This window comes from Streptomyces actinomycinicus (assembly GCF_016741775.1).
Lineage (GTDB): Bacteria > Actinomycetota > Actinomycetes > Streptomycetales > Streptomycetaceae > Streptomyces > Streptomyces actinomycinicus.
In genome coordinates this window covers 181,815-204,151 of sequence record NZ_JAERRK010000004.1, presented here as the reverse complement: position 1 = coordinate 204,151, position 22,337 = coordinate 181,815, and the positions used below count along the sequence as shown (strand labels likewise).

At 73.3% G+C, this 22,337-nt stretch carries 15 protein-coding genes; 11 read left to right on the top strand and 4 right to left on the bottom strand.

The genetic code is table 11. The features are described 5' to 3' along the window. Window positions 1–11: 11 nt before the first annotated feature. The 3 genes from JK359_RS10485 to JK359_RS10475 form a co-directional block, all read right to left on the bottom strand. Window positions 12–1,367, bottom strand: coding sequence for an NAD(P)/FAD-dependent oxidoreductase (locus JK359_RS10485; RefSeq protein ID WP_201834256.1), 1,356 nt, complete (start codon window positions 1,365–1,367; stop codon window positions 12–14). After that, window positions 1,357–1,566 carry a ferredoxin gene (locus tag JK359_RS10480; RefSeq protein WP_201834714.1) on the bottom strand — a complete coding sequence of 70 codons (210 nt, stop codon included), beginning with the start codon at window positions 1,564–1,566 and terminating at the stop codon, window positions 1,357–1,359. The genes JK359_RS10485 and JK359_RS10480 overlap by 11 nt, the downstream gene beginning before the upstream one ends. A 477-nt stretch (window positions 1,567–2,043) precedes the next feature. After that, entirely contained in the window at window positions 2,044–3,075 is a 1,032-nt protein-coding gene (locus JK359_RS10475; protein ID WP_201834255.1) for a hypothetical protein, read from the bottom strand. An 842-nt stretch (window positions 3,076–3,917) separates the two neighbouring features. Here JK359_RS10475 and JK359_RS10470 point away from each other — a divergent pair. The 9 genes from JK359_RS10470 to JK359_RS10430 all read left to right on the top strand — a co-directional run bounded on the left by JK359_RS10470 (window position 3,918) and on the right by JK359_RS10430 (window position 19,327). Next, window positions 3,918–7,298 (top strand): DUF4132 domain-containing protein, encoded by a 3,381-nt coding sequence (locus JK359_RS10470; RefSeq protein WP_307788048.1) that lies wholly within the window; start codon window positions 3,918–3,920, stop codon window positions 7,296–7,298. 44 nt (window positions 7,299–7,342) lie between these two features. Then, window positions 7,343–8,407, top strand: a complete 1,065-nt coding sequence (locus JK359_RS10465; protein WP_201834710.1) for an AAA family ATPase — start codon at window positions 7,343–7,345, stop codon at window positions 8,405–8,407. Beyond that, the gene (locus JK359_RS10460) at window positions 8,407–10,836 is read left to right on the top strand and encodes a DUF5682 family protein (protein ID WP_236677605.1); all 2,430 of its coding nucleotides are present in this window, start codon (window positions 8,407–8,409) and stop codon (window positions 10,834–10,836) included. Before JK359_RS10465 ends, JK359_RS10460 begins: the two co-directional genes overlap by 1 nt. After that, window positions 10,833–12,224, top strand: coding sequence for a VWA domain-containing protein (locus tag JK359_RS10455; protein ID WP_236677604.1), 1,392 nt, complete (start codon window positions 10,833–10,835; stop codon window positions 12,222–12,224). Before JK359_RS10460 ends, JK359_RS10455 begins: the two co-directional genes overlap by 4 nt. After that, entirely contained in the window at window positions 12,221–14,497 is a 2,277-nt protein-coding gene (locus JK359_RS10450) for a YehQ family protein (RefSeq protein WP_201834253.1), read from the top strand. Before JK359_RS10455 ends, JK359_RS10450 begins: the two co-directional genes overlap by 4 nt. A 238-nt stretch (window positions 14,498–14,735) precedes the next feature. Beyond that, window positions 14,736–15,416 (top strand): TetR/AcrR family transcriptional regulator C-terminal domain-containing protein, encoded by a 681-nt coding sequence (locus tag JK359_RS10445; RefSeq protein WP_201834251.1) that lies wholly within the window; start codon window positions 14,736–14,738, stop codon window positions 15,414–15,416. Continuing rightward, on the top strand, window positions 15,413–16,252 hold the full coding sequence (locus JK359_RS10440; protein WP_201834249.1) for an alpha/beta fold hydrolase: 840 nt from the start codon (window positions 15,413–15,415) through the stop codon (window positions 16,250–16,252). The genes JK359_RS10445 and JK359_RS10440 overlap by 4 nt, the downstream gene beginning before the upstream one ends. A 149-nt stretch (window positions 16,253–16,401) precedes the next feature. Then, the gene (locus tag JK359_RS10435) at window positions 16,402–17,751 is read left to right on the top strand and encodes a M28 family metallopeptidase (RefSeq protein WP_201834247.1); all 1,350 of its coding nucleotides are present in this window, start codon (window positions 16,402–16,404) and stop codon (window positions 17,749–17,751) included. A 211-nt stretch (window positions 17,752–17,962) separates the two neighbouring features. Then, window positions 17,963–19,327, top strand: coding sequence for an alkaline phosphatase (locus JK359_RS10430; protein WP_201834245.1), 1,365 nt, complete (start codon window positions 17,963–17,965; stop codon window positions 19,325–19,327). A gap of 179 nt (window positions 19,328–19,506) precedes the next feature. Here JK359_RS10430 and JK359_RS10425 read toward each other — a convergent pair whose 3' ends face one another. Further along, window positions 19,507–20,325, bottom strand: a complete 819-nt coding sequence (locus tag JK359_RS10425; RefSeq protein WP_236677603.1) for a polysaccharide deacetylase family protein — start codon at window positions 20,323–20,325, stop codon at window positions 19,507–19,509. Window positions 20,326–20,675: 350 nt separating this feature from the next. Here JK359_RS10425 and JK359_RS10420 point away from each other — a divergent pair, with 350 nt between their 5' ends. Together JK359_RS10420 and JK359_RS10415 are read left to right on the top strand one after the other, a co-directional pair. After that, on the top strand, window positions 20,676–21,299 hold the full coding sequence (locus JK359_RS10420) for a TetR/AcrR family transcriptional regulator (RefSeq protein ID WP_201834244.1): 624 nt from the start codon (window positions 20,676–20,678) through the stop codon (window positions 21,297–21,299). Then, window positions 21,296–22,309, top strand: coding sequence for a DMT family transporter (locus tag JK359_RS10415; protein WP_372445386.1), 1,014 nt, complete (start codon window positions 21,296–21,298; stop codon window positions 22,307–22,309). The genes JK359_RS10420 and JK359_RS10415 overlap by 4 nt, the downstream gene beginning before the upstream one ends. Window positions 22,310–22,337 lie beyond the last annotated feature (28 nt).

Below are 22,337 nucleotides of genomic sequence, written 5' to 3'. Positions count from 1 at the left end.
CGGGAAACAGATCAGACCACCGTCAGCCGGCGGTCGGGGAGGTGGCCGGTGAGCGCGACGGTCGGGCCGTGGGACAGCACCGACGGGTCCGGTACGTCGGACGGAACCGGGACGTCGGCCGCGATCGGCCGGTCGGCCGCGCCCGGCGGGGGCGGGAACGGGGCGCCCGTCTCGATCAGGTGCCGGTAGTAATCGAGCGACTTGGCCATGTCGACGGTGACCGCGGCGGTGACCCGGCCCTTGAAGCCGTAGACCATCGCCAGACGGCGCGCCTCCAGGGAGCCCTGGGCGATGACGAGGTGGTCGGAGTAGGTGGGCACGCCCACCGACTTGATGTTGAGGCCGAACTGGGTCGACCAGAACACCGGGACGGCCAGGTGCGGGCGCCGCAGCGGCCCCGGGTTGACCATGTTGTGAGCGGCCACCTCGGCCTGTTCGACGGCATTGCCCCAGTGCTCCAGGGAGAGCATCTGGTAGCCGAACAGCGGGTGCGGGAAGCGGGAGACGTCGCCGGCCACGAAGACGTCGTCCGTGACGATCCCGTACATGTTGAAGGCCCGGCACCCGGCGTCGCAGGCGATACCGCGCGGGTCCGCCGCGAGCCCGGAGTCGGCCAGCCATTCCACGTTGCGGACCGCGCCCAGCGCCACCACGCACACGTCGGCCTCGACGCGGCTGCCGTCGGACAGCTGCGCGCCGGTGAAGGCGCCGTTGCCGTTCAGGGCGGTGACGGTGACCCCGGTACGCAGGTCGACGCCGTGGTTGCGGTGCATGACGGCCGCGAGCTTCGACAAGGTGCCGCCCAGCGCGCCCACCAGGGGCGCAGGGCCGCGTTCGGCGACAGTGACCTCCAGCCCCCGCTCCCGGCAGGCGGAGGCGATCTCCGAGCCGGTGAAGCCGGCGCCGATCACCAGCACCCGCTCCGGTCCCGCGGACAGCCGCTCGCTCAGTCCCGCCGCGTCCTCGCGCGTGCGCAGGGTGAACACCCCGGCCAGCCCGGCTTCCTCCGGATTCGGCCAGGGCCGTGCACGGGTTCCCGTGGTGATCAGCAGCCGGTCGTACGGCAACGACTCCCCGTCGGCCAGCAGCACCCGTTTCGCCGTGAGGTCCACACCGGTGGCGCGCACGCCCAGCCGCCACTCGGCGTCCGCATTCCGGCGCACCGGCAGCTCGGTGGTGTCCGCCGTAGCCTGGCCCAGCAGCACCTGCTTCGACAGCGGCGGCCGGTCGTAGGGCACGTGCGGTTCGTCGCCGACCACGGTCAGTGAGCCGGTGAACCCCTCTTCGCGCAGTTTCTCCGCGGCCCGCAGCCCGGCCAGCGACGCGCCGACGACGACGATCCGGCCGCTCTTGAGGTCATCGGCCATCGGGGCTCACCTCTTCCCCGAGGAGGATCGCCTGCACCGGGCATGCCGCGGCGGCCTGGCGTACGCGTTCCACCTGATCGTCGGGAACCGCCGTGGCGTACAGCAGCCCCTCCTCCCCGTGCAGCTCGAACATCTCCGGCGCGAGGAACACGCACTGTGCATAGCCCTGGCACCGCGTGAGGTCGACAACGGTCCGCATCGTCACCACTTCCTCCTGCGTCACCCGTCTTTTCCAGCATGAGCGGAGACACGAACGCGCGCACGGCGACGGCCGGGGGACACCCCCGGCCCGACGCCGGCCGGGTGCGAGTGGGGGGGAACGGGAACTCCGGGAAGACAACGCGGGGAACGGAGAACTCCGCGAAGAAAACGCGGGGAACGGGGAACTCCGGGAAGACAACGCGGGGAACGGGGAACTCCGGGGACAACGCGGCTGACCGTCTCCGGGACGTGGTCCGGTTCCACGCCCACGCGGGCGGCCCGGGCGGAGTTGAGCGGCCTCGGCCGGCATCGCCTGGAAACCCGGGGGAGTTCGTCGGACCGTCGGGCGGGGCGAACGCGCGGCCGGCACCTCGGCCGGCCCCGTGGGCAGGGCCGGGACGGGCGGGAGAATGCGCGCAGGAGAGCGGGTGGAGAACGCGTGCTCCCCACCCGCTCCCGGAGGTACGCCGAGGGGTCAGTGCCCGTTCGTCGACCAGTGGTTGGGGTCGTCCTCCGGCGGCGACGAGTAGTGGATCACGCCGTAGCTGCGGCCCACCGAGATGAGTTTGGTGTTCAGCCCGGTGTGCGGCGTGGTCGAGATCGTCACCCGGTGACCGCCGTGATCCGTGACGGTGATGCTGCGCGCCGACCAGGTGGTCGTCATGTCGATGGCGAGCCCCTGCGTGTGCAAGGTGGTCAGGGAGGGGGCCACCCTCAGGTTCGGGTCGATTCCGAAGGCCGTGACGAGGCGCTGTGCCGCGGCCACGGAGGCGGCCGAGTCGAAGGTGCCGTCCGCCTTGGTGTGCTGCCAGCAGATGTCCACCGGTGCCTGCCCGGCGGCCGGCTTGAACGGCGGCACCTTGTCGGCGGACGTCTTCTTCTTCGCGATCAGCCAGGCGTAGTGCATCATGTACGCCCGCTGCGGCGGCCGGAGCGTGGCGCGCGGCACCACCGTGATGCCACCGCTCCTCATGGCCCTGACGAACGAGGTGACCTGTTCCCGGAAACCGTCCTTCAGATCCTCGAACCGGGTGCTGGTCGGGAAGCGGGCGGCCCAGGCGGGACCGCTCAGCGAGCTGGACGTGCAGGTACGGGCGAAGCTGAGCTTGTCCGAACTGGGGCGGCAGTTGCTGCCCGACCGGACGGTGACCGACCAGGTGACGGCGTAGGTCTTCGGCGCGACGAAGGGCTTCGGCTTGGTGTACGTGTGCTTCACCGGCGTCAGAAGGGTCCCGTCCGGACCCCCGCTGAAGTCGAGAGTGCCGCCGGCGCCGTCGCCCCAGGTGGTGCTCAGGGTGAAGGAGCAGGCACTGGTGTCGCCCCGGCTGACGAGCTGGAACGACACCGCCGGGTCCGAACTCGCGCAGTTCGGGTAGGACTTCTTGAAGCAGGACGTGTCCGCCGCGGTGAGGTGCAGGTTGCGGGTGGACAGGGTGACGGTTCCGGGCTCGGCGCCCGGGCGCACCTCGGCGGACGCGGTCCCGGCGGTGACGGTGACGACGGCCACCGCAAGCGCCGCGGCCCACCGGCGCCACGCGGCGCGACCCCGTCTGCGGTGTTCGCGACGCAAGGACAAACGCATGATCAAAGGAACCCCCCAAGGTTTCGCGGAGCCCGGACGCCCGGACGCCGAGGCGTTCGGGCGCGCGGCCGCACGGACAGCTCCGGCATTTCCCCAACGGCGACGAAAACCGGTCGGCCGGAGCCCGCGGGAAGCGTAGTGGCCGTGTCCGCCCCCGCGTGGCCGCCGACGGGAACCCGGCGCACCCGGGGCCCGTCCGGCCGGAGCGCCGACGGACGCCGCGCGCTGCCCGAACCCGCCCGCGCGGGACGGCACCTCGCCGGTTCCGGTGGCGGAAACCGCTGATGAGCGAACCGCATCCGACTGCTCCGGCCTGCCGTCCGGGCCCGCTCTCCGGCCCCCGCACACAGGGTGCCTCGCCCCTCGGCACGAGCCTCGTCCGCGTGAACGGACAGCGCCGCCTACGCCGATGAAGGGACCACCGGAGAGCCGCGGGCGCTGCCCCGCCCCCGTGCGCGTCCACGCCCCACTGCGCCGATGCACCAGCCGCACCCCGGGCCACTGGCCAACGATTGTCCGTGGCCCCTTAGAAGGGTTCGAAGGGTTGTCCGTGGCCCCTCGGAGCGCGCACCGGGCCCGGTGCCCACGCCTCCGCAACCGGGCACCCGGTCTGCGGGGCGCCCGGGACGGCTGCTCCGCCGGCGGCACCGGGGGCGTTGTCAGTGGCCCCCGATAACGTGACACCAATCTGATCAAGCGAGCGATCCCGCCTGGGGGTCGGCGGAGGAGGGGCTGTGCCGCGCACGGAGTTGGCCGCGGGAGATTCGGTGAAGGGGGAGGCCGGGGGAGAGGCTCCCGCGGCCGGCGGACAGACGGCAACGGAGCACGGGCCGGTCCCGCTGCCCGACGAGGAGACCTTCCGGATGCCGGCCGCCTGGCGGAGGCTGGTGCATCCACGCCGCGGCGGGATCGAGCGGTGCATCCCCGAACTGCCCCCCGAGGCCGAGCGGCGGACGACCTCCCGGCTGCACGAGTACGCCGACTGGATCGAGGCACTGCTCGCCTCCCCGAAGAGCGATCCACGGATCGTCGAGGCCACCCGGGCTCACCTGAACGGCAGCCACAACCCGTTGGGCGCCGCCGCGCTGGCATCGCTGACCTTCCAATGGGACGACCCGGACGGCGAAGCCGTCGACGCCTGGGTCCGCGCGCACGGCCTGACGTTCGCCGCGCAGGCGGTGGTGGACTACTTCGACCTCGAGCCGCACTACCAGCAGCACGGCTCCCGCCGCGAAGACCTCTGGCTAGGCTTCCGCGCCGACACGGCTTCGGGCGAACACCGGACGCGACCGAAGTTCGCCCACCGGCTGCGCGCCCTGCTCTCCGTGACCGACGAGGACACCTACCGGGAGACGGTCGCCGCACTGGCCGGCCGCCGGACCCGCGTACGCTCCCGGTTCCTCGTGTCCTACCTGCTGCCCACGGAGCGCGAGTGGGCCGACGAGTGCTGCGCCGAGTTGCCGCAGGCCGACGCGCACCTGAATGAGACGCTGCTGTACTCGGTGAACTCCCCTGAGCAGCTGCGGCACTTCGGCCGTCGTCCGGGCCTCGGCTGGAACAGCTGGACGATGGCGCTCGTCGCCACCCTCGCCGAAGGCACCGGCAAGGCGTTCGCCCCCTTCCTCGACGAAGCCCTCGACCGCGCCCGCAACTCCGAGCACATCAGGACCCTGGCGAACGCAGTGGTCGAACTGCCGACGGACGAGGCGTTCCGCCTGCTCCTGGACCGCATCGACGACAAGCGCGTCCGCCCGAGCCTCCTGGAGGCGCTGCGCCGGTACCCGGTCCGCGCCCTGCGCCTGCTGGGCGCGGCGGCCACCGGCTCCGGCGAGAACGGGCAGATGGCCGGCCGGCTGCTCATCGCGCACGTCCACGCACACGCCGGACTGACCGCGACCGTCCTGCCCGAACTGCCCGCCCAGGTAGCCGAGTTCGTGACGCCGCACCTCACCCGCGACCGGGCGGCCGAGGCCCCTGCCGACAAGCTTCCCGCGCTGCTGACCGCCCCGCCGTGGGCGGGGGCACGCAAGGCCCGCAAGCCGCGAGTGGCCGCCGCAGCACCCGCGGCCCCCGCACCGCAGGTGGTGTGGAAGGAGGGCGAGCAGGACACCTGGGCCAAGCTCGACGCCCGCTACGGCAGCTGGCGCGCCGACTACGACTGGTCCCGCGAGATCGAGTACCTGACACAGACCGGGCGGCTCGGGAGCGCCTGGGACGTACGCCTGTTCATCCACGGCCCCGAGGACGTCGTGCGTCCGCTGCTCGCCGACTGCGCCCCCGAGTACCACTGGGGCGGCGCGGCAGAGCTGAAACCGGTCGCCGCCCGGCACGGCCTGGCCGCGCTGCCGCTGGTGCGACGAGCCGCGGCCCGGCATCCGAGCACGCTGAGCGAGCTGCTGCTGCCCTACCGGGACGCCGAGGTGACCACCCTGGTGTGCGAGTGGCTGGCACGGGCGAAGTCCGCCGAGTCCACCGCCCGCGCCTGGCTGAACCGGCACGGCCTGGACGCGGTGCCCTTCCTCGTCCCCCACGCGGTGGGTCCGGTCGGCACGGTCCGGCGCGGTGCGGAGAGGGCGCTGCGGCTGCTGGCGGACGCCCACGGCGACACGGCACTCACGGCAGCCGTCGCCGGTTGCGGTGCGGAGGCCGCGGGCATCGTCCAGGAGACGCTGGCCGTCGACCCGCTGGTCAGCGCCCTGCCCGCGCGTGTGCCGACGGTCGGCGCCTGGGCGGACCCGGCGCTGCTGCCGCAGATCCTGCTCCGCGAGGGCGGCGCCCTGCCCACGGAGGCGGTCCGCAACGTCCTCACACTGATCGCCCTGTCCAAGCCCGGCGAGGTCTACCCGGGGCTCCCGGTGGTGAGCGCGCACTGCACCGCCGACTCGCTCGCCGAGTTCGCCTGGGGTGTGTTCGAGCAGTGGCGGCTGGCGGGGATGCCGCCCAAGGACAGCTGGGCGCTGTACGCCCTCGGCTGGCTCGGCGACGACGGGACCGTGCGCCGGCTCACCCCCGTCGTACGCGCCTGGCCCGGCGAAGGCGGCCACCACCGTGCCGTGGAGGGCCTGACCGTGCTCGCGACGATCGGCACCGACGTGGCCCTGATGCACCTGCACGGCATCTCCCAGCGCGTGCCCTTCAAGGCGCTCAAGCAGCGCGCCCAGGAGAAGATCGCCGAGGTCGCCGAGGGCCTCGGCCTGACCGGCGAGCAGCTGGGGGACCGGCTGGTGCCCGACTTCGGCCTCGGCTCCGACGGCAGTACCGTCATCGACTACGGCCCCCGCCGGTTCACCGTCGGCTTCGACGAGCAACTGCGCCCCTACGTCCGGGACGCCGACGGCAAACAGCGCAAGGCACTGCCCGCGCCCGGCGTCAAGGACGACCCGGAACTGGCCCCGGCCGAGCGCAAGCGGTTCGCCGCACTGAAGAAGGACGTCCGCACCGTCGCCACCGACCAGGTGCGGCGCCTGGAGGCGGCCATGGTGACCCAACGCTCCTGGACGGCTGCGGAGTTCCAGGAACTGTTCGTCGCCCACCCCCTGGTGTGGCACCTGGTCCGCCGCCTGGTCTGGCTCGCCGACACCGCAGGTACGGTGACCGCCTTCCGGGTGGCGGAGGACCGCACCTTCGCCGATGTCCACGACGACGAGCTGACACTGCCCGCGCACGCCACGGTCCGTGTGGCGCACCCGCTGCACCTGGCCGACGACCTCACCGCGTGGTCGGACCTGTTCGCCGACTACGAGATCCTCCAGCCCTTCCCCCAGCTGGGCCGGACCGTGCACGCGCTGACCGAGGAGGAGGCCGCCGGGCACCGGCTCACGCGGTTCGAGGGCGCGAAGGTGCCGGTCGGCAAGCTCCTCGGCCTCACCAAGCGGGGCTGGGAGCGCGGCGAGCCACAGGACGCGGGCGTGGAGCGCTGGTTCCATCGGCGGATCGACGACAGCCGGCACCTCGTCATCGCACTCGACGAGGGCATCGCCGTCGGCGCGCTGGACTTCTTCCCGGACCAGACCTTCGAGTACGTCTGGCTCGACACCGCTCCGGGCGACTACTGGACCAGGGACGAGCACCCGCTGCGCTTCGGTGACCTGGGCCCGGTCATGGCCTCCGAGATCCTCGCCGACCTCACCGAGGTGACGGCCCAGTGACGGTCACCGCCGGATTCGGCGAGGCCGGTGAGGCGGGCGAGGCGATGTTCCAGCGCCCGCCCGCCGAGGTCCGCCACGCCGACGAACTCGCCGCCCTGCGTGCCGACGACGACGATCCCCGGCCGCCCGGCTGGAAGCTGAGCCTGCGAGCGGCCCGCCGCTTCATCGTCGGCGACGAACAGGCCGGCATCAGCCGCAAGTTCGTCGGCAACGTCTCCCTCGTGGAGCGCGCCCTGGTGACGCTGGCCACCAACCGCGGCCTGATGCTCGTGGGCGAGCCGGGCACCGCCAAGTCGCTGCTGTCGGAGCTGATCGCCGCGGCCGTCAGCGGCAGCAGCGCCCTCACCGTGCAGGGCGGCGCGGCCACCACCGAGGACCAGATCAAGTACTCCTGGAACTACGCGCTGCTGGTCTCCGAGGGCCCCTCCGCACGCTCCCTGGTACCCGCGCCGATGCTGCGCGGAATGGCGGAAGGCCGGATCGTACGGTTCGAGGAGATCACCCGCTGCCCCCTGGAGGTGCAGGACTGCCTGCTCTCGCTGCTCTCCGACCGGGTCATCACCGTCCCCGAACTGCACGGGCCGCAGGGCCTGGTATTCGCCCGGCAGGGCTTCAACGTCATCGCCACCGCCAACACCCGCGACCGGGGCGTCAACGAGATGAGCGCCGCCCTGAAACGCCGCTTCAACTTCGAGACCGTGTTCCCCATCGCCGATTTCGAGACCGAACTGGACCTGGTGGAGGCCGAGTCCGCGACGCTGCTGCGGCAGTCCGGCGTGGAGCCGCCGCCCCGCCGCGACGTGCTGGAGGTGCTGGTCGGCACCTTCCGCGAACTGCGGGGCACCGCGGCACAGGGCGAACGGATGTCGACGGTGATGAGCACCGCGGAAGCCGTCTCGGTGGCCCACGCGGTGGGCGTGCGGGCCTGGTTCCTGCGTGGCGAGCCGGGCGCGGCCGCCGACGTGGTGGCCTGCCTGGCGGGCACGGCCGCGAAGGACAGCCCGGAAGACCTGGCCCGGCTGCGCCGCTTCCTGGAACAGGAGGCGCGGCGCCGCCCAGGCCCGCAATGGCAGGCCCTCCACGAGGCCCGTCACCTGCTGGCGGACTGATGCCGGCCTCGCTCCCGGACCGGCCGGCGGGACAGTCGCGCCCGGCGCCGGCGACCCCGCCGGCGCCCGCCGTCTTCCTCGGCGTACGCCATCACTCACCCGCCTGCGCACGCCTGGTCGCCCACACCATCCGGACGCTGCGGCCGGCGTTCGTGCTGGTGGAAGGCCCGGCGGACATGAACGACCGGCTGGACGAGCTGTTGCTCGCACACACGCTGCCCATCGCCGTGTTCAGCCACTACCGCGACGCCGAGCGCGTCGCCACGTCCTGGGCGCCGCTGTGCGACTACTCCCCGGAGTGGATCGCACTGCGGGAGGGCCACGCGGCCGGCGCCGAGGTACGGTTCGTCGACCTGCCCGCCTGGCACCCGGCCGTCGCCGGCCACACCGAGCGGTACGCCAACCGTTACGCGGACGCCGAGGCGCGGTACGCCGAAGCCACGCGCAGGTTGTGCGAGCACTTCGCCGTCGACACCGTGGACGCCTTGTGGGACGGCCTGTTCGAGGTCCTGGGGCCGGATGCCGACCCGGAGGAGCTGCGCACCCGGCTCGACACCTACTTCGGCCTGGTGCGCGGCGACGCGGAGGCGGACGCGGCGGACCGGGCGCGCGAGGAGTACATGGCCTCCTGGGTGCACGCCGCGCTGGCCCGTGCGGGTGACCGCCCGGTGCTCGTGGTCACCGGCGGCTTCCACCAGCCGGCCCTGCGGACACTGTCCGCACGGTACGCGCAGGCCGCGGCCCCGGCCGACTGGCCCGCGGTGCCGGCACCGCCCGACGGGGCGCTCGGCGGCAGCTTCCTGGTGCCGTACTCCTTCCGGCAACTGGACGCCTTCGCCGGCTACCAGTCCGGCATGCCCTCGCCCGGCTACTACCAACGGCTGTGGGAGACGGACCCGCAGGGCGCCGGACAGGGCTTGCTGCGCGCGGTCACCGAGCGGCTGCGCGCCCGCGGGATCCCGCTGTCCACGGCCGGCCTGATCGCCGCCCGCTCCCTGTCCCAGGGCCTGGCCCGGCTGCGTGGCCACCCGTACGAGACGCGGGTGGACGTCCTCGACGGCCTGGCCGGCGCGCTGATCGCCGACGACCTGGACCGCCCGCTGCCATGGACGACCGGGGGTACCCTCGGCGCGGGCAACCACCCGGTGGTGGTGGAGATGGTCGCCGCCTGCACCGGCGACGCCGTGGGCCGGCTGCACCCCGGCACACCGCTGCCCCCGCTGGTGCACGACGTGGCCGCCCGCCTCGCCGGTCTGGGACTGGCCGACACCGACGCGCCGGTCACCCTGGACCTGACCGAGGAGGAGGACCGCTCCCGCAGCCGCGCCCTCCACCGGCTGCGCGTCCTGGGCGTCCCGGGCTTCACCCGTGTCTCGGGGCCGGCCGACGGGACGGACCCGGTGTTCACCGAGGTGTGGGAGCCCCGGCCGGCGGCAGGCGGGCGGGAGGCCGCCCTGATCGAGGCCGGGGCCTACGGCGCACGCCTGGACGAGGCGGCAGCGGCGCGGCTCGGTGAACGCATGAGTGCGGCGGGCCCGGAGGCCGGGGCGCCGGCCGACCTGCTGTTCGACGCCGTGCAGTGCGGGGCCGGCGCGCTCTGCGCCGACCTCCTGACGGCGTTCGCGGCCCGGGTCGGACAGGTCGGCGACCTCGGCCGGCTCGGCGAGATGTTGTCGGCGACGCTGAGCCTGTGGCGGCACGACAGGGTGTACGGCGTGGCCCGGGACCAGCTGCTGGGCGGGGTGGTGCGCAGCGCCGTCGACCGGGTGATCTGGCTGGCGGAGGGGCTGCACGGAGGCCCCGGGGTGGACCTGGCCGCGCTGCGCGCGCTCGAGGCCGCACGGGACGCCCTTCGGTACGCGCCCGGCCTGCTGTCCGTCACCCCCCGCACCGCCGCCGAGGCCGCCGCCCGCATCAGCCGCGACCCGCGCGCTCCGGCCGGTCTGCGCGGCGCCGCCTTCGGCCTGCGCTGGGCTCTGGGCGTACCGGACGACCCCGGACCGGTGGTCCAGGCACTCGCCGCGACCGCGGCGGACGCACTCGGAGACTGGCTGACCGGCCTGTTCGCGGTGGCGCGCGAGGAGGTCGCCCATGACACCGGGGCCGAGGAGCACTCTCTGATCGACGTCGTCGACGGTGTCGTGTCGGCGCTACCGGAGCCGGATTTCCTCGTCGGACTGCCTGCCCTGCGCCAGGCCTTCGCCTTCTTCCCGCCGCGAGAACGCGAGCGCATCGCCGAGCGCCTGCTGGAGCGCCGCCGGCTGCGCGGCTCGGCCCGCTCCCTGCTGCGCACCCCCGCCGACCCCCTGCTGCTGGCCCGTGCCAGAGCCCTGGAGGAGAACGTGACCCGCCTGCTCGACCGCCACGGGCTGGGGCCCTCGCCCGCGGACCGGGCAGCGCCCGCACCGCACCCGGAGCCGACCCGATGAACCCAGCACCCCAGGATCCAACGCCGGCCCTCGCCCCGGCTCCGGCACCTGCCGACACCCAGCCGGCCTTCGCCCCGGCTCCGGCACCTGCCGGCACCCAGCCGGCCTTCGCCCCGGCTCCGGCACCTGCCGGCACCCAGCCGGCCTTCGCCCCGACCCTGGCTGCCCCGGGTGCGCCCCCGATACTTCCTCCGGCTCCGGCTCCGGCTCCGGCTCCGGTGCCGCCCGGCGCCCCACCGGTCCCCGATCCGGGGCTGGAGCGCTGGCGGCTCGTGCTCGGCGCCCCCGCGGAACGCTGCACCGGCCCGCTGGACGGCGCGTCCGCGGGCCGGGACGCCGCACTCGACTGGCTGTACGGCCGCGACGAGGACCTGCACCGACGCGGCGTGCGCCGCGGCTCGACCGAATCCCGCACGGGCGGAAGCGGACCGTCCGCACTGACCGCCGTGGACTGGCTCGACGACATCCACCGCCTCTTCCCGAAGGAGACCGTGGAGCGGCTGGAACGGGACGCGGTGGAGCAGTACGAGATCCACGAGATCGTCACCGACCCCGACGTCCTCGCCCGCGTCGAGCCCAACCAGACCCTGCTGCGGGCCGTCCTGCGCACCAAGCACCTGATGAACCCCCAGGTGCTGGCCGCGGCCCGGCGGATCGTCGAGACGGTCGTACGGCAACTCATGGAACGACTTCGGCCGGAGGTACGCCGCGCCTTCACCGGCTCCCGGTCCCGCCGCCCCAGCCGGCTGCCGCTCGCCCGCGACTTCGACTTCCGCACCACCATCCGCGCCAACCTCGCCCACTACCAGCCCGATGAACGCCGCATCCTCATCCAGCGCCCGCACTTCCACTCCCGCACCCGCCGGCACCTGGAGCAGTGGCAGCTCGTGCTGCTGGTGGACCAGTCGGGCTCCATGGCCGGGTCGGTGATCCACTCGGCGGTCACGGCCGCCTGCCTGTGGAGCCTGCCGGGGCTGAAGACGCATCTGGTGGCCTTCGACACCGCGGTGGTGGACCTCACCTCCGACGTGACCGACCCGGTCGAGCTGCTCATGCGGGTGCAGCTCGGCGGCGGCACCGACATCGCCCGCGCCGTCGACTACGGCGCCTCGCTCGTGGAGAACCCGCGGCGCACCGTCGTCGCCCTCATCTCCGACTTCTACGAGGGCGGCGACCCGTTCCGCCTGGTGCGCACCGTGCGGGAACTGGTCGAGCAGGGCACCACCGTGCTGTGCCTGGCCGCCCTGGACGAGGCCGCAGATCCGGTCTACGACCGGGATCTGGCCGGCCAGCTGGCCGCGGTGGGCGCCCCGGTGGGGGCGATGACACCGGGCCGGCTCGCCGAGTTCGTCGCGGAACGGATCGGCCGGGGAGGGGAAACCCGGTGACCCGAGCCGACCTGCTGGCGCTGACACCCGACACGCTCGCCTCACTCGCCAACCGAGGCCTGGTCAAACGCGCCCAGAAGGACCTGGCGGCCGGCTGCGGCCCGATGGTGACCACCGGCGACGAGGGCACCGTGCGCGGCACCTTCCCGGACGGCACCGAGACCGCGCTGCCCCCGGGCCGCGGCCTGGACGCGGCCGAGTGCACCTGCGCGGCGGCGGGGCCGTGCCGGCACAGGATCACGCTGGTCCTGGCGTACCAGAGCGTCGCACCGACCCGCCCCAGGACCACCGACGCACCGACCGGGCCCCTGACCGAGGCACCGACCGCCGCACCGACCGGGCTCCAGACCGCCGCACCGGCCGACGCACCGGCCGGGCTCCAGACCGCCGCACCGGCCGACGCACCGGCCGGGCTCCAGACCGCCGCACCGGCCGACGCACCGGCCGGGCTCCAGACCGCCGCACCGGCCGACGCACCGGCCGAGCCCCAGATCGCCGCACCGAACCACGCGCAGGCAGCCGACGCGCTGACGGCCGACGCGCAGACCGCCGATGCGGTGACGGCCGAGTCGATGACGGCCGACGCGCCGAGGGCCGACGCGCCGGCGGCCGGAGTGGCATTCGTGGACTGGTCGCCCGGCGGGTTCGACGACGACGCGTTGTCCGCAGCCCTGGGCCGCGCCGCCCTGACCGCCGCCCAGCGCACCCGCGCCCGCGGCTACTCGGCCCGCGTTCACCGCCCCACCGCCGCGGACCCGGCGCCCCGGGTGGAGCTGCCCACCTGCACCGTCCGCTTCCCCGTCCCGCGTGAGCTGGGCTACGCCCTCACCGACGCCGCCACGGCCCTGCGCGGCGAGGTCATCACCCTGGCGGTGTGGGCCTTCCGCGCCGCGGACGCCGGGCAGTCGACGGAGGTGTCGGTAGGCGGCCGTCCGACCGCGCAGAGGCCCGCCGCCGACGAGGCGCGGCGCGTGGCCGTGGCACTGGCCGGCGAACTGCTCCTGGACGGCGTGCAACAGGCGGGCCCGGTGTTCACCGGATCGCTCCGCCGGGCCGCCCGGGCGTTGACCGCAACCTCTCAGCACTGGCCCGCGGGCGCGCTGGCCGACCTCCAGGACCAGCTCGACGCGTACTCGGCCCGTACCACGCGCTACGCCCCCGAACGCCTGGCCCTGCTCCTCGCCGAGCTGCACGCCCGCGACCGCGCCGCCGGCCACGACCCCGCCGGCGTGCTGGGTACGGCGGAGGCGCTCACGACACCGCTGCGCCGGGTACGACTGGTGGCGCTCGGCTGCCGGGTCGGCGGCACCACACACGACCGTACGGCCGAGACGTACTTCGCACACGCCGACGCCGGTATCGCCCTGGTCCTGCGCACGCGCTGGAACCTGACGGGGGATCAGGCACCCACGGGCCACGACCTGGCCACGCGCCGCCTGCTCGGTTCCCCGCTGGGCGCCCTGGCCACCGCGAACGTGGTCAGCGAGCACACCACACGCGCCGCCGACCGCACGGTCACCCTCTCCCGCGGCCGGATCGCCGCGACGAGCATCACGCCGGTCGGATCGGCCTGGACGGAACTCCCCGGGAGCCTGCTGCTGCGGGACACCGCCGCACACCTGCGGTCGGCCGGCGAGCGCCCACCGCGGCTGATCCGCCCGCGGGTCGAGGCGGACACCGTACGGGTGGTCATGGTGGACGCGGTCGACGAGATCGGCTACGACCCCGCCGCACAGCGACTCGAAGCACTTCTCCGCGACCCGGCGGGCAACGGCGTCCGGCTCCGGGCCGAGTACAACCCGCTGTGCCCCGGAGGCCTCGACGCGCTGGCCGCCGCGCTGGCCGACGACGGTATCCGTGCCGTCAGCGGCATGCTGGCCCGGGCCGGGGGCCGTACCGTGCTCGACCCGCTGGCCGTACTCACCGGCGAAGGCGTGACCGTGCCGGACCTGGCCCCCGGCGTCGGCGACGGTGCGTTCCCGGCGGCCGTGCACCGCCCGGCCGATCCGGTCACGGCAGCCCTGGAGTCGGCCCTCACGGCCCTGGCCGACGCAGCCCATCAGGGCCTGCGCCGCGCGACCCCCGCGACCCGCACCGCCCTCACCACCAGCGCGGCCCGCCTCCGCCGCACCGGCCTGCACTCCGCGGCCCACCACCTGGACGACCTCGTCCGCACCCTGCACGACCAGGGCGCTCCGGCGGCCGCCCCGTATTGGGTGACGGCCCACATCCACCTGACGACGAGCCTGGACCTGCACGAGGAGGACGGCTAGGACGCGTGCCCGGAGCGGATCACCGTGCCGCCCTGTTCGACCCGCGTCCCGGCGCCCGCCCGGCGCGCGGGGGTGGTCGGTACCGCCGGCTCGGCGTCCACGCACCCTTGACGGCGGCCGGGGGAGTGGCTCGTCCCCCGCCCTCGCGCGCAGCGGGCGCGGACCGGCAGAAGGAGAATCTCCCTCCTCCCGGCGTCAGAGGGTTGCTATATGCGTCCGCTGGACGCATAGTCGCGGGGTGAAAGCCGGATCAGCGGGATGGTGGAAGGCGCGCTACGCGGCGCTCGCGCGGCAGCGGCCGCGGGCCGGCGGGCTCGAACTGGGGCGTATCACCGAGGTGGCGTTGCGGATCGTGGACGGCGAAGGGCTCGCCGCGCTCACCATGCGCAGGGTGGCGGAGGAGATGGGGGTACGGCACACCTCGCTGTACCGGCACGTGGCCAGCAGGGACGAACTGCTCGTGGAACTCGTCGACCATGTTCTGGGGGAGGTGAGGCCCGCGGAGAGCGGCAAGGGATGGCGGGCCGACGCGGAACAGTCCGCCTGGGACTTCAGACGCGTTCTCCTCGGCCACCCCGCGATCGTGCCGCTGCTGACGGCGGGCCAACTCCTCGGTCCCAACGCCCTGCGGGCCCGCGAGACCGGCCTCGGCCTGCTGATCAGCGCCGGATGGAAACCGTCACAGGCCGTGCAGATCTACCTGACCGTCACGCACTTCGTCATCGGCACCGCACTGCTCGGCACCGGCGGCGCGGCGCGCGGCGCCGGAGAACGGACCGCGATGACGGACCTGTTCGCCGGCCTGCCGCAGTACCCGCTGGTACGGGAACTCGCGGTACCGCTCAACCTCCCCGACGGCGACCAGGAGTTCCGCTTCGGCCTGACCGCCCTCCTCGACGGAATCGGAGATCCCCGATGAACCTTGCCGACTGGATCGCAGGCGGCGACACGGTGCGGGTGAACGGGCACCGCCTCTTCCTGCGCCGAGACGGTGAGGGGGTACCGGTGACGCTCGTGCACGGCTTCCCCACCTCCTCACACGACTGGGCACCGGCCGTCCCGGCCCTCGTGGCGGCCGGATGCGAGGTGACCACCCTCGACCTGCTCGGCTTCGGGGAGAGCGACAAGCCGCCCCGCCACCGCTACTCCATCCATGAGCAGGCGGACCTCGTGGAAGCCGTCTGGCAGCACCTGGCCGTCGGCGAGACCTCGCTGGTCGCCCACGACTACGGTGTCTCCGTCGCACAGGAGCTGCTGGCCCGCGACCCGCGCCGGATCACCCGCGCCGCCTTTCTGAACGGCGGCCTCTATGCCGACCTGCACCGCCCGATCCTGCTCCAGCGCCTCCTGCACAGCCCCGTCGGCCCGCTCCTCGCCCGCCTCGCCGACGAGAAGAAGTTCACCGCGGGCCTGCGCAGCGTTCTGGCCAGACCCGTCCCCGACGAACTGCTGCACGACATGTGGACCTCGATGGCCCGCGGCAACGGCCACCACCTGGCCCCGCGCCTGCTCCGGTACATCGACGACCGCCGCGTCCACTTCCACCGGTGGACCAGCGCCCTGGAACACTACGAGGGCCCGCTCCTGTTCGTGTGGGGTCCCGAAGACCCCGTCAGCGGGGCCCACGTCCTGGACCGGCTGCGTCGCCGGCGCCCCGACGCCGCATTCACCGTCCTGGACGGCGTCGGCCACTATCCGCAGGTCGAAGCACCCGAGAGGACAGCGGAGGCGCTGGCCGCCTTCCTCACCGGATGAAAGCCGGGCTGCTCACGCCCGGATATGGCTCTTGACGGGGAACCGCCGCTGACTGAGCATCAGGCGCAGACAGCACCCGCACAGCTCTGGCACCACCGAACCAGGCACCGTTCGACTCCCCACATCGACGAGAAAGTGCGGCTCCCCACATGACGCATCCCAGGTCCAGGCTGCCCCGCGCCAACTCCCGGGCAGTCGCCGCCATGGCTCTGACGGCCGCGGCGGCCCTGCTGGCCGGAACACCCGCTGCCTCGGCGACGCCCGGCCGGACCGGCCCCGCCGCAGCGGGCGCCGAGTCCCTGGCGGCACCCGACATCCCGATCGGCAACGTCAAGGCACACCTCGCGCAGCTGCAGTCGATCGCCACCGCCAACGGCGGGAACCGGGCTCACGGCCGTACCGGTTACAAGGCCTCGATCGACTACGTGAAAGCCAGACTCGACGCAGCCGGCTTCACCACCACCCTCCAGCAGTTCACCAGCTCGGGCAGTACGGGGTACAACCTCGTCGCCGACTGGCCCGGCGGCGACCCGAACCAGGTCCTCATGACCGGCGCACACCTCGACTCGGTCTCCGCGGGCCCCGGGATCAACGACAACGGCTCCGGCTCCGCAGCCGTGCTCGAGACGGCCCTCGCCGTCTCCCGCGCGCAGCTCCAGCCCACGAAACACCTGCGATTCGCCTGGTGGGGCGCCGAGGAACTGGGGATGGTCGGCAGCAAGTACTACGTGAACAACCTGCCGGCCACCGACCGCGCCAAGATCACCGGGTACCTCAACCTCGACATGGCCGGCTCCCCGAACCCGGGCTACTTCGTCTACGACGACGATCCGGCGCTCGAGAAGGTCTTCAAGGACTGGTACGCGGGCATCGGCGTGCCCACCGAACCGGAGACGGAGGGCGACGGCCGCTCCGATCACGCGTCCTTCAAGAACGTCGGCATACCGGTCGGCGGCCTGTTCACGGGCGCCGGCCGCACGAAGACGGCCGCGCAGGTCACCAAGTGGGGTGGCACCTCCGGTCAGGCCTTCGACCGGTGCTACCACTCCTCCTGCGACACGACGGCCAACATCGACGACACCGCGCTGGACCGCAACAGCGACGCCCTCGCACACGCGATATGGACGCTGGGGACGGAGTCCTCGCCGCCCGGCGAGTCGTACGAGAACACCGCCGACGTCGCCGTCCCCGACAACGGGGCCGCGGTCACCTCGTCCATCACCGTCTCCGGCCGTACGGGAAACGCGCCGGCCACGCTCAAGGTCGGGGTGGACATCAAGCACACCTGGCGGGGTGACCTGGTCATCGACCTGCTGGCGCCGGACGGTACGGCCTACCGGCTGAAGAACTCCAGCGGCTCGGACTCCGCGGACGACGTCATCGCCACCTACACCGTCGACGCGTCCGGTGAGACGGCGAACGGAACGTGGCGGCTGCGGGTGCAGGACGTCGCCGCGCAGGACACCGGCTTCATCGACAGCTGGAAACTCACCTTCTGACCGACGGCCCGCGTGTGCCGGCCCCCACCGGCACACGCGGCCGGGCGGCTCTCCACCGCCTGCCCGGGTCGGCTCCTGCGGCCGCCGGACGCGTGTCATGTGGCGGATACGTCAAGAAGATCATCCGTTCATCTTCGCTTTGCCAACGCCTGGTGATCTGGCTTGCGTTGGTGCTCGCACCGTCCCACGGGACGCCTCAAGGAGTCATTTCATGCACAGACCCACCCGCCGTCACCTCACGATCGCGACCGCTCTGGTCGCCGCGACCACGGCCGCCGTGGCCGTCACCACCGCCGCCGGTGCCTTCGACAACGCGCAGCAGGCCAAGGACGCGATCAAGGGCGGGAAGGCGAAGAACGTCATCCTGCTCATCGGTGACGGCATGGGCGACTCGGAGATCACCCTCGCCCGTGACTACACCGTCGGTGCCAACGGCCGCCTGAACATGGACAAGTTCCCGCTCACCGGCGCCTACACGACGTACGCGGTCCACGCCGACGGCACGCCCGACTATGTCACCGACTCCGCCGCCAGCGGCACCGGCTGGGCCACCGGCGTGAAGACGGTCAACGGCCGCATCTCCAAGACGCCCGGCACCGACAAGCCGGTGAAGACCCTCCTGGAGCTGGCGCAGAAGAACGGTTACGCGACCGGCGACGTCACCACCGCCGAGCTGACCGACGCCACCCCGGCCGTCCTCGCCTCGCACGCCACCGACCGCTCCTGCCAGGGCCCGGCCGACATGGCCAAGTGCCCCGCCGACACGATCGCGGCGGGCGGCCCCGGCTCGATCGCCGAGCAGGAGGTCAACCACAAGGTCGACGTCCTCATCGGCGGCGGCAAGCAGCGCTTCGACCAGAAGGTCACCGACGGCAAGTACAAGGGCCTCACGGTCACCGAGCAGGCGAAGAAGCTCGGCTACCAGGTCGTCACCGACAAGGCGGGCCTGAAGGGCGTGAAGTCCGGCAAGCCGGTGCTCGGCCTGTTCGCCAACGGCAACGTGCCGGTGGAGTGGACCGGCAAGGCGGCGGCCGTCGGCGGCACGGACGCGCAGCGGTGCGTGACCTCCAACCCGAACCGCCCGTCGACCACGCCGAGCCTCGCGGACTCCGCCTCCAAGGCGATCCAGCTGCTCGAGGCCAAGCAGAAGCAGAAGCACTCCAAGCAGGGCTTCTTCCTGCAGATCGAGGGCGCCTCGATCGACAAGCAGGACCACGCCGCCGACCCCTGCGGCCAGATCGGCGAGACCGCGGCGTTCGACCGCGCGGTGAAGATCGCCCGTGATTACGCGGCCAAGCACCCCGACACCCTCGTGGTCACCACCGCCGACCACGGCCACACCAGCCAGATCGTCCCGCTGGAGGCCACCCCGCCCGGCCTGTCCTCGACGCTCGTCACCAACGAGGGCCAGCAGCTGAAGGTCAACTACTCGACCAACACCCCGGGTCAGTCCCAGGAGCACACCGGCACCCAGGTGCGCATCGCCGCCCAGGGCCCGGAGGCGTACCGCGTTCTCGGTCTCACCAACCAGACCGACCTGTTCACCACGATCCGCCAGGCCCTGCGCATGCGCTGATCCCGCGAGGGCGAACAACGGAACGGCCGCCACCGTCCGCGCTCCAGCACCCACGCGAGAGCGTGCCGCCCGGCCCGGGCGGCACGCTCTCGCCGCGTTCCCGGGCCCGGCGGCCCACCGGCCGCGGCCGATGGCGACCGGGCACGGCGGACATGGGCGTGATCAGTCGGGTCCGGCGTTCACGTGGTCCGGTCGGGGGCGAGCAGGCTGCGGAGGTCGATGACACGGTAACCGCGGCCGGTGACCGCATCGAGGATCCGTGGCAGGGCCTGTGCGTCGATCACCTCGGTGCGGCCCTCGGGAGCGCCGACGTGCAGTTGCAGGATCGCCCCCGGGCGCAGCGCCTCCAGAGCCCGGCGCACGGCGTGGTCCACGGTCATACCGCCCTCGGTACCCATCCAGCCGTTGGTGTCGGTGGTGAATTCGATGTCCGCGAAGCCCAGCCCGTTGACCTCTCTGATGCGGGTGGGGTCGGTCTCGCTGTAGGGGAACCGGAAGAACGGGGTCAGCGCGCCGCCCGCCCCGGCCATACGCAGGGCCCGGTCCGCCGCCCGGACCTCGCGGCGGCTGTCGGCCGCATTCAGCTGGGTGAAACAGGCGTGGCTGTAGGAGTGGTTGCCCAGTCCATGGCCGGCGGCCGCGATCTTCCTCACCGCAGCAGGGTGCCGGTCGGCGAAGTCGCCGGTCAGGAAGAACGTGGCAGGCACGTGCCGGTGTGCGAGGCCGGCGAGGATGCGGTCCAGGCCGGCATCGTTCCAGGCGGCGTTGAAGGTCACGGCCACGACGTGCTCGCGCGTGCCGATCACACGGTTCTCCGACCCGAACAGCGCCCGCAGGGCCTTCGAGTCCGCGGCTCCCGCCGGGTGCGACGAGAACGCCCCGGCCGTCACCGCCGGCACCACGGACAGTACCCACAGGACGGTGCAGAGCGCCGCAGCGGCCCCCAGCAGGCGGCGGTTCATGCGAAGGCGTGCGGCGAGGAAGGATCTCGTCTCCATGTCACCGCCATCGGCCACCCGCTGCGCACCCTTGAGCGCCGCCCGGCTCGGCGCCCGACGCCAGGACACGCTCCCGCACGCCGGCCCACTGCGAATGAATCATGGGCACAGCGTAGGCGTCTCTTGGTGGTGGAAGTGCGGTCGGTGGTGCGGCCGGTGGGGATCCGCCGGCGAGTAATGGCTCAGCGGCCTGCCCGTCCTCCCGCGTCTCACCTCCCACCTCACCATGAAGACCGTGAAGGCGGACGGCTGAGTCCGGTGGGCTGCGGTGCGCCGGGTCGGGGGCCGGCTGCTCTCCGCCGGCACACCCGCTATGCTAGGTAGACCGACCTACCTAGTTTGGGAACCTGATGGGCGAGACCGACGTGAATTCGACGGCCGGCGCGAGTGGGACGGGCGGCCGGAGGCGGCGCCCGGCCCGTGAACGCCTGCTCCAGGCGGCGGCCCGGCGCTTCTACGCCGACGGTGTGGCCGCGACCGGCATCGACACGATCACCGCCGAGGCCGGCGTGGCGAAGATGAGCCTCTACAACAACTTCTCCTCCAAGGCGGACCTGATCCGGGCCTATCTGGACGCTCGGCACGAGGAGTGGCTCGGCCTGTACCGGGCCCGACTGGCGCGGGCCCAAGGACCACGCGAGGGCGTGCTGGCGGTGTTCGACGCCTACGCGGACCACGCCGCCTTCGCCTACGAGCACGGGTTCCGCGGCTGCGGACTGCTCAACGCCGCCGCCGAGCTGCCGGCCGGAGACGAGGGCCGAGACGTGGTCCGCGCCCACAAGGAGGAGGTCGAGCACCTGATCGCCGGACATCTGGCGGACCTGCTGCCCGGCCGCCCCGACGAGGCGCGCACGACGGCCGAGCACTTGGCCTTCCTCCTGGAAGGCGCGATGGCCCGCGCAGGCCTGGAGGGCGGCGGCGACCGTCTCCAGCGCGCCCGCTCACTCGCCGCCGCCCTGCTGGACCGGCTGTGAGGAGAGCCGGCCGCGGCGGGTCCGCGGCGACCGGGGCGCTGTGCGTGCTGGCGGCCTCCGTCCTGTGGGGCACGACGGGGACGGCCGCCACCTTCGCCCCGGAGGTGGGCCCGCTGGCCATCGGCGCCCTCGCCATGGGCCTGGGCGGACTGCTCCAGGCGCTCGCCGCGGTGGGGCCGATCACCCGTCATGCGCGGCGTATACGCGCCCAGCGCCGCACCGTACTGCTCGGCGCCGCCTCGGTGGCCGTCTATCCCCTGGCGTTCTACACCTCCATGCACCTGGCCGGGGTCGCCGTGGGCACGGTGGTGTCCCTCGGCACCGCTCCTGTGGCCTCTGCAGTCATCGAACGGGTCGTCGACGGTCGCCGGCTCACGCGTCGCTGGATACTCGCCGCCTCGCTGGGCCTGCTCGGAACTGTCCTGCTGTGCCTGGCGGAAGCCACCCACGCCGCCGACGGTGCGGGGCGGTCGCCCGTGGCGGACACGCTGCTCGGCGTCGGCCTCGGACTCGTCGCGGCCACCACGTACGCCCTCTACTCCTGGGCCGCACACCGGCTGATCACCCAGGGGATCCCCTCACGCGCGGCTATGGGTGCCGTCTTCGGAGCCGGCGGTCTCCTCCTCGTACCCGTCCTGCCGGCGACCGGCGCCCCGCTCGTCGGGTCCTGGTCCAACGCGGCCGTGGGCATCTACATGGCGCTGATCCCGATGTTCGCCGGCTACGCCCTGTTCGGCTGGGGCCTCGCGCACGTGCCCGCCAGCACGGCCACCACCCTCTCCCTCCTCGAACCGGCCGTCGCGGCCGTCCTCGCCGTGCTGGTCGTCGGCGAACGCCTCCCCGCCCTCGGCTGGACCGGCGTCGCCCTCGTCATCCTGTGCCTCGCCGTCCTCACCACCCCGGCCGGCGACGCCGCCCGCCCCGCGCGCACCACCGGGCGGGACCACGCCGGCGATGCGGCGCAGGACGACGGCGCGCGTGACGCATCCCTCACGCGCCCCTTGCGATGAGGGGTGGACCGGCCCCTCGGCCCGGGCC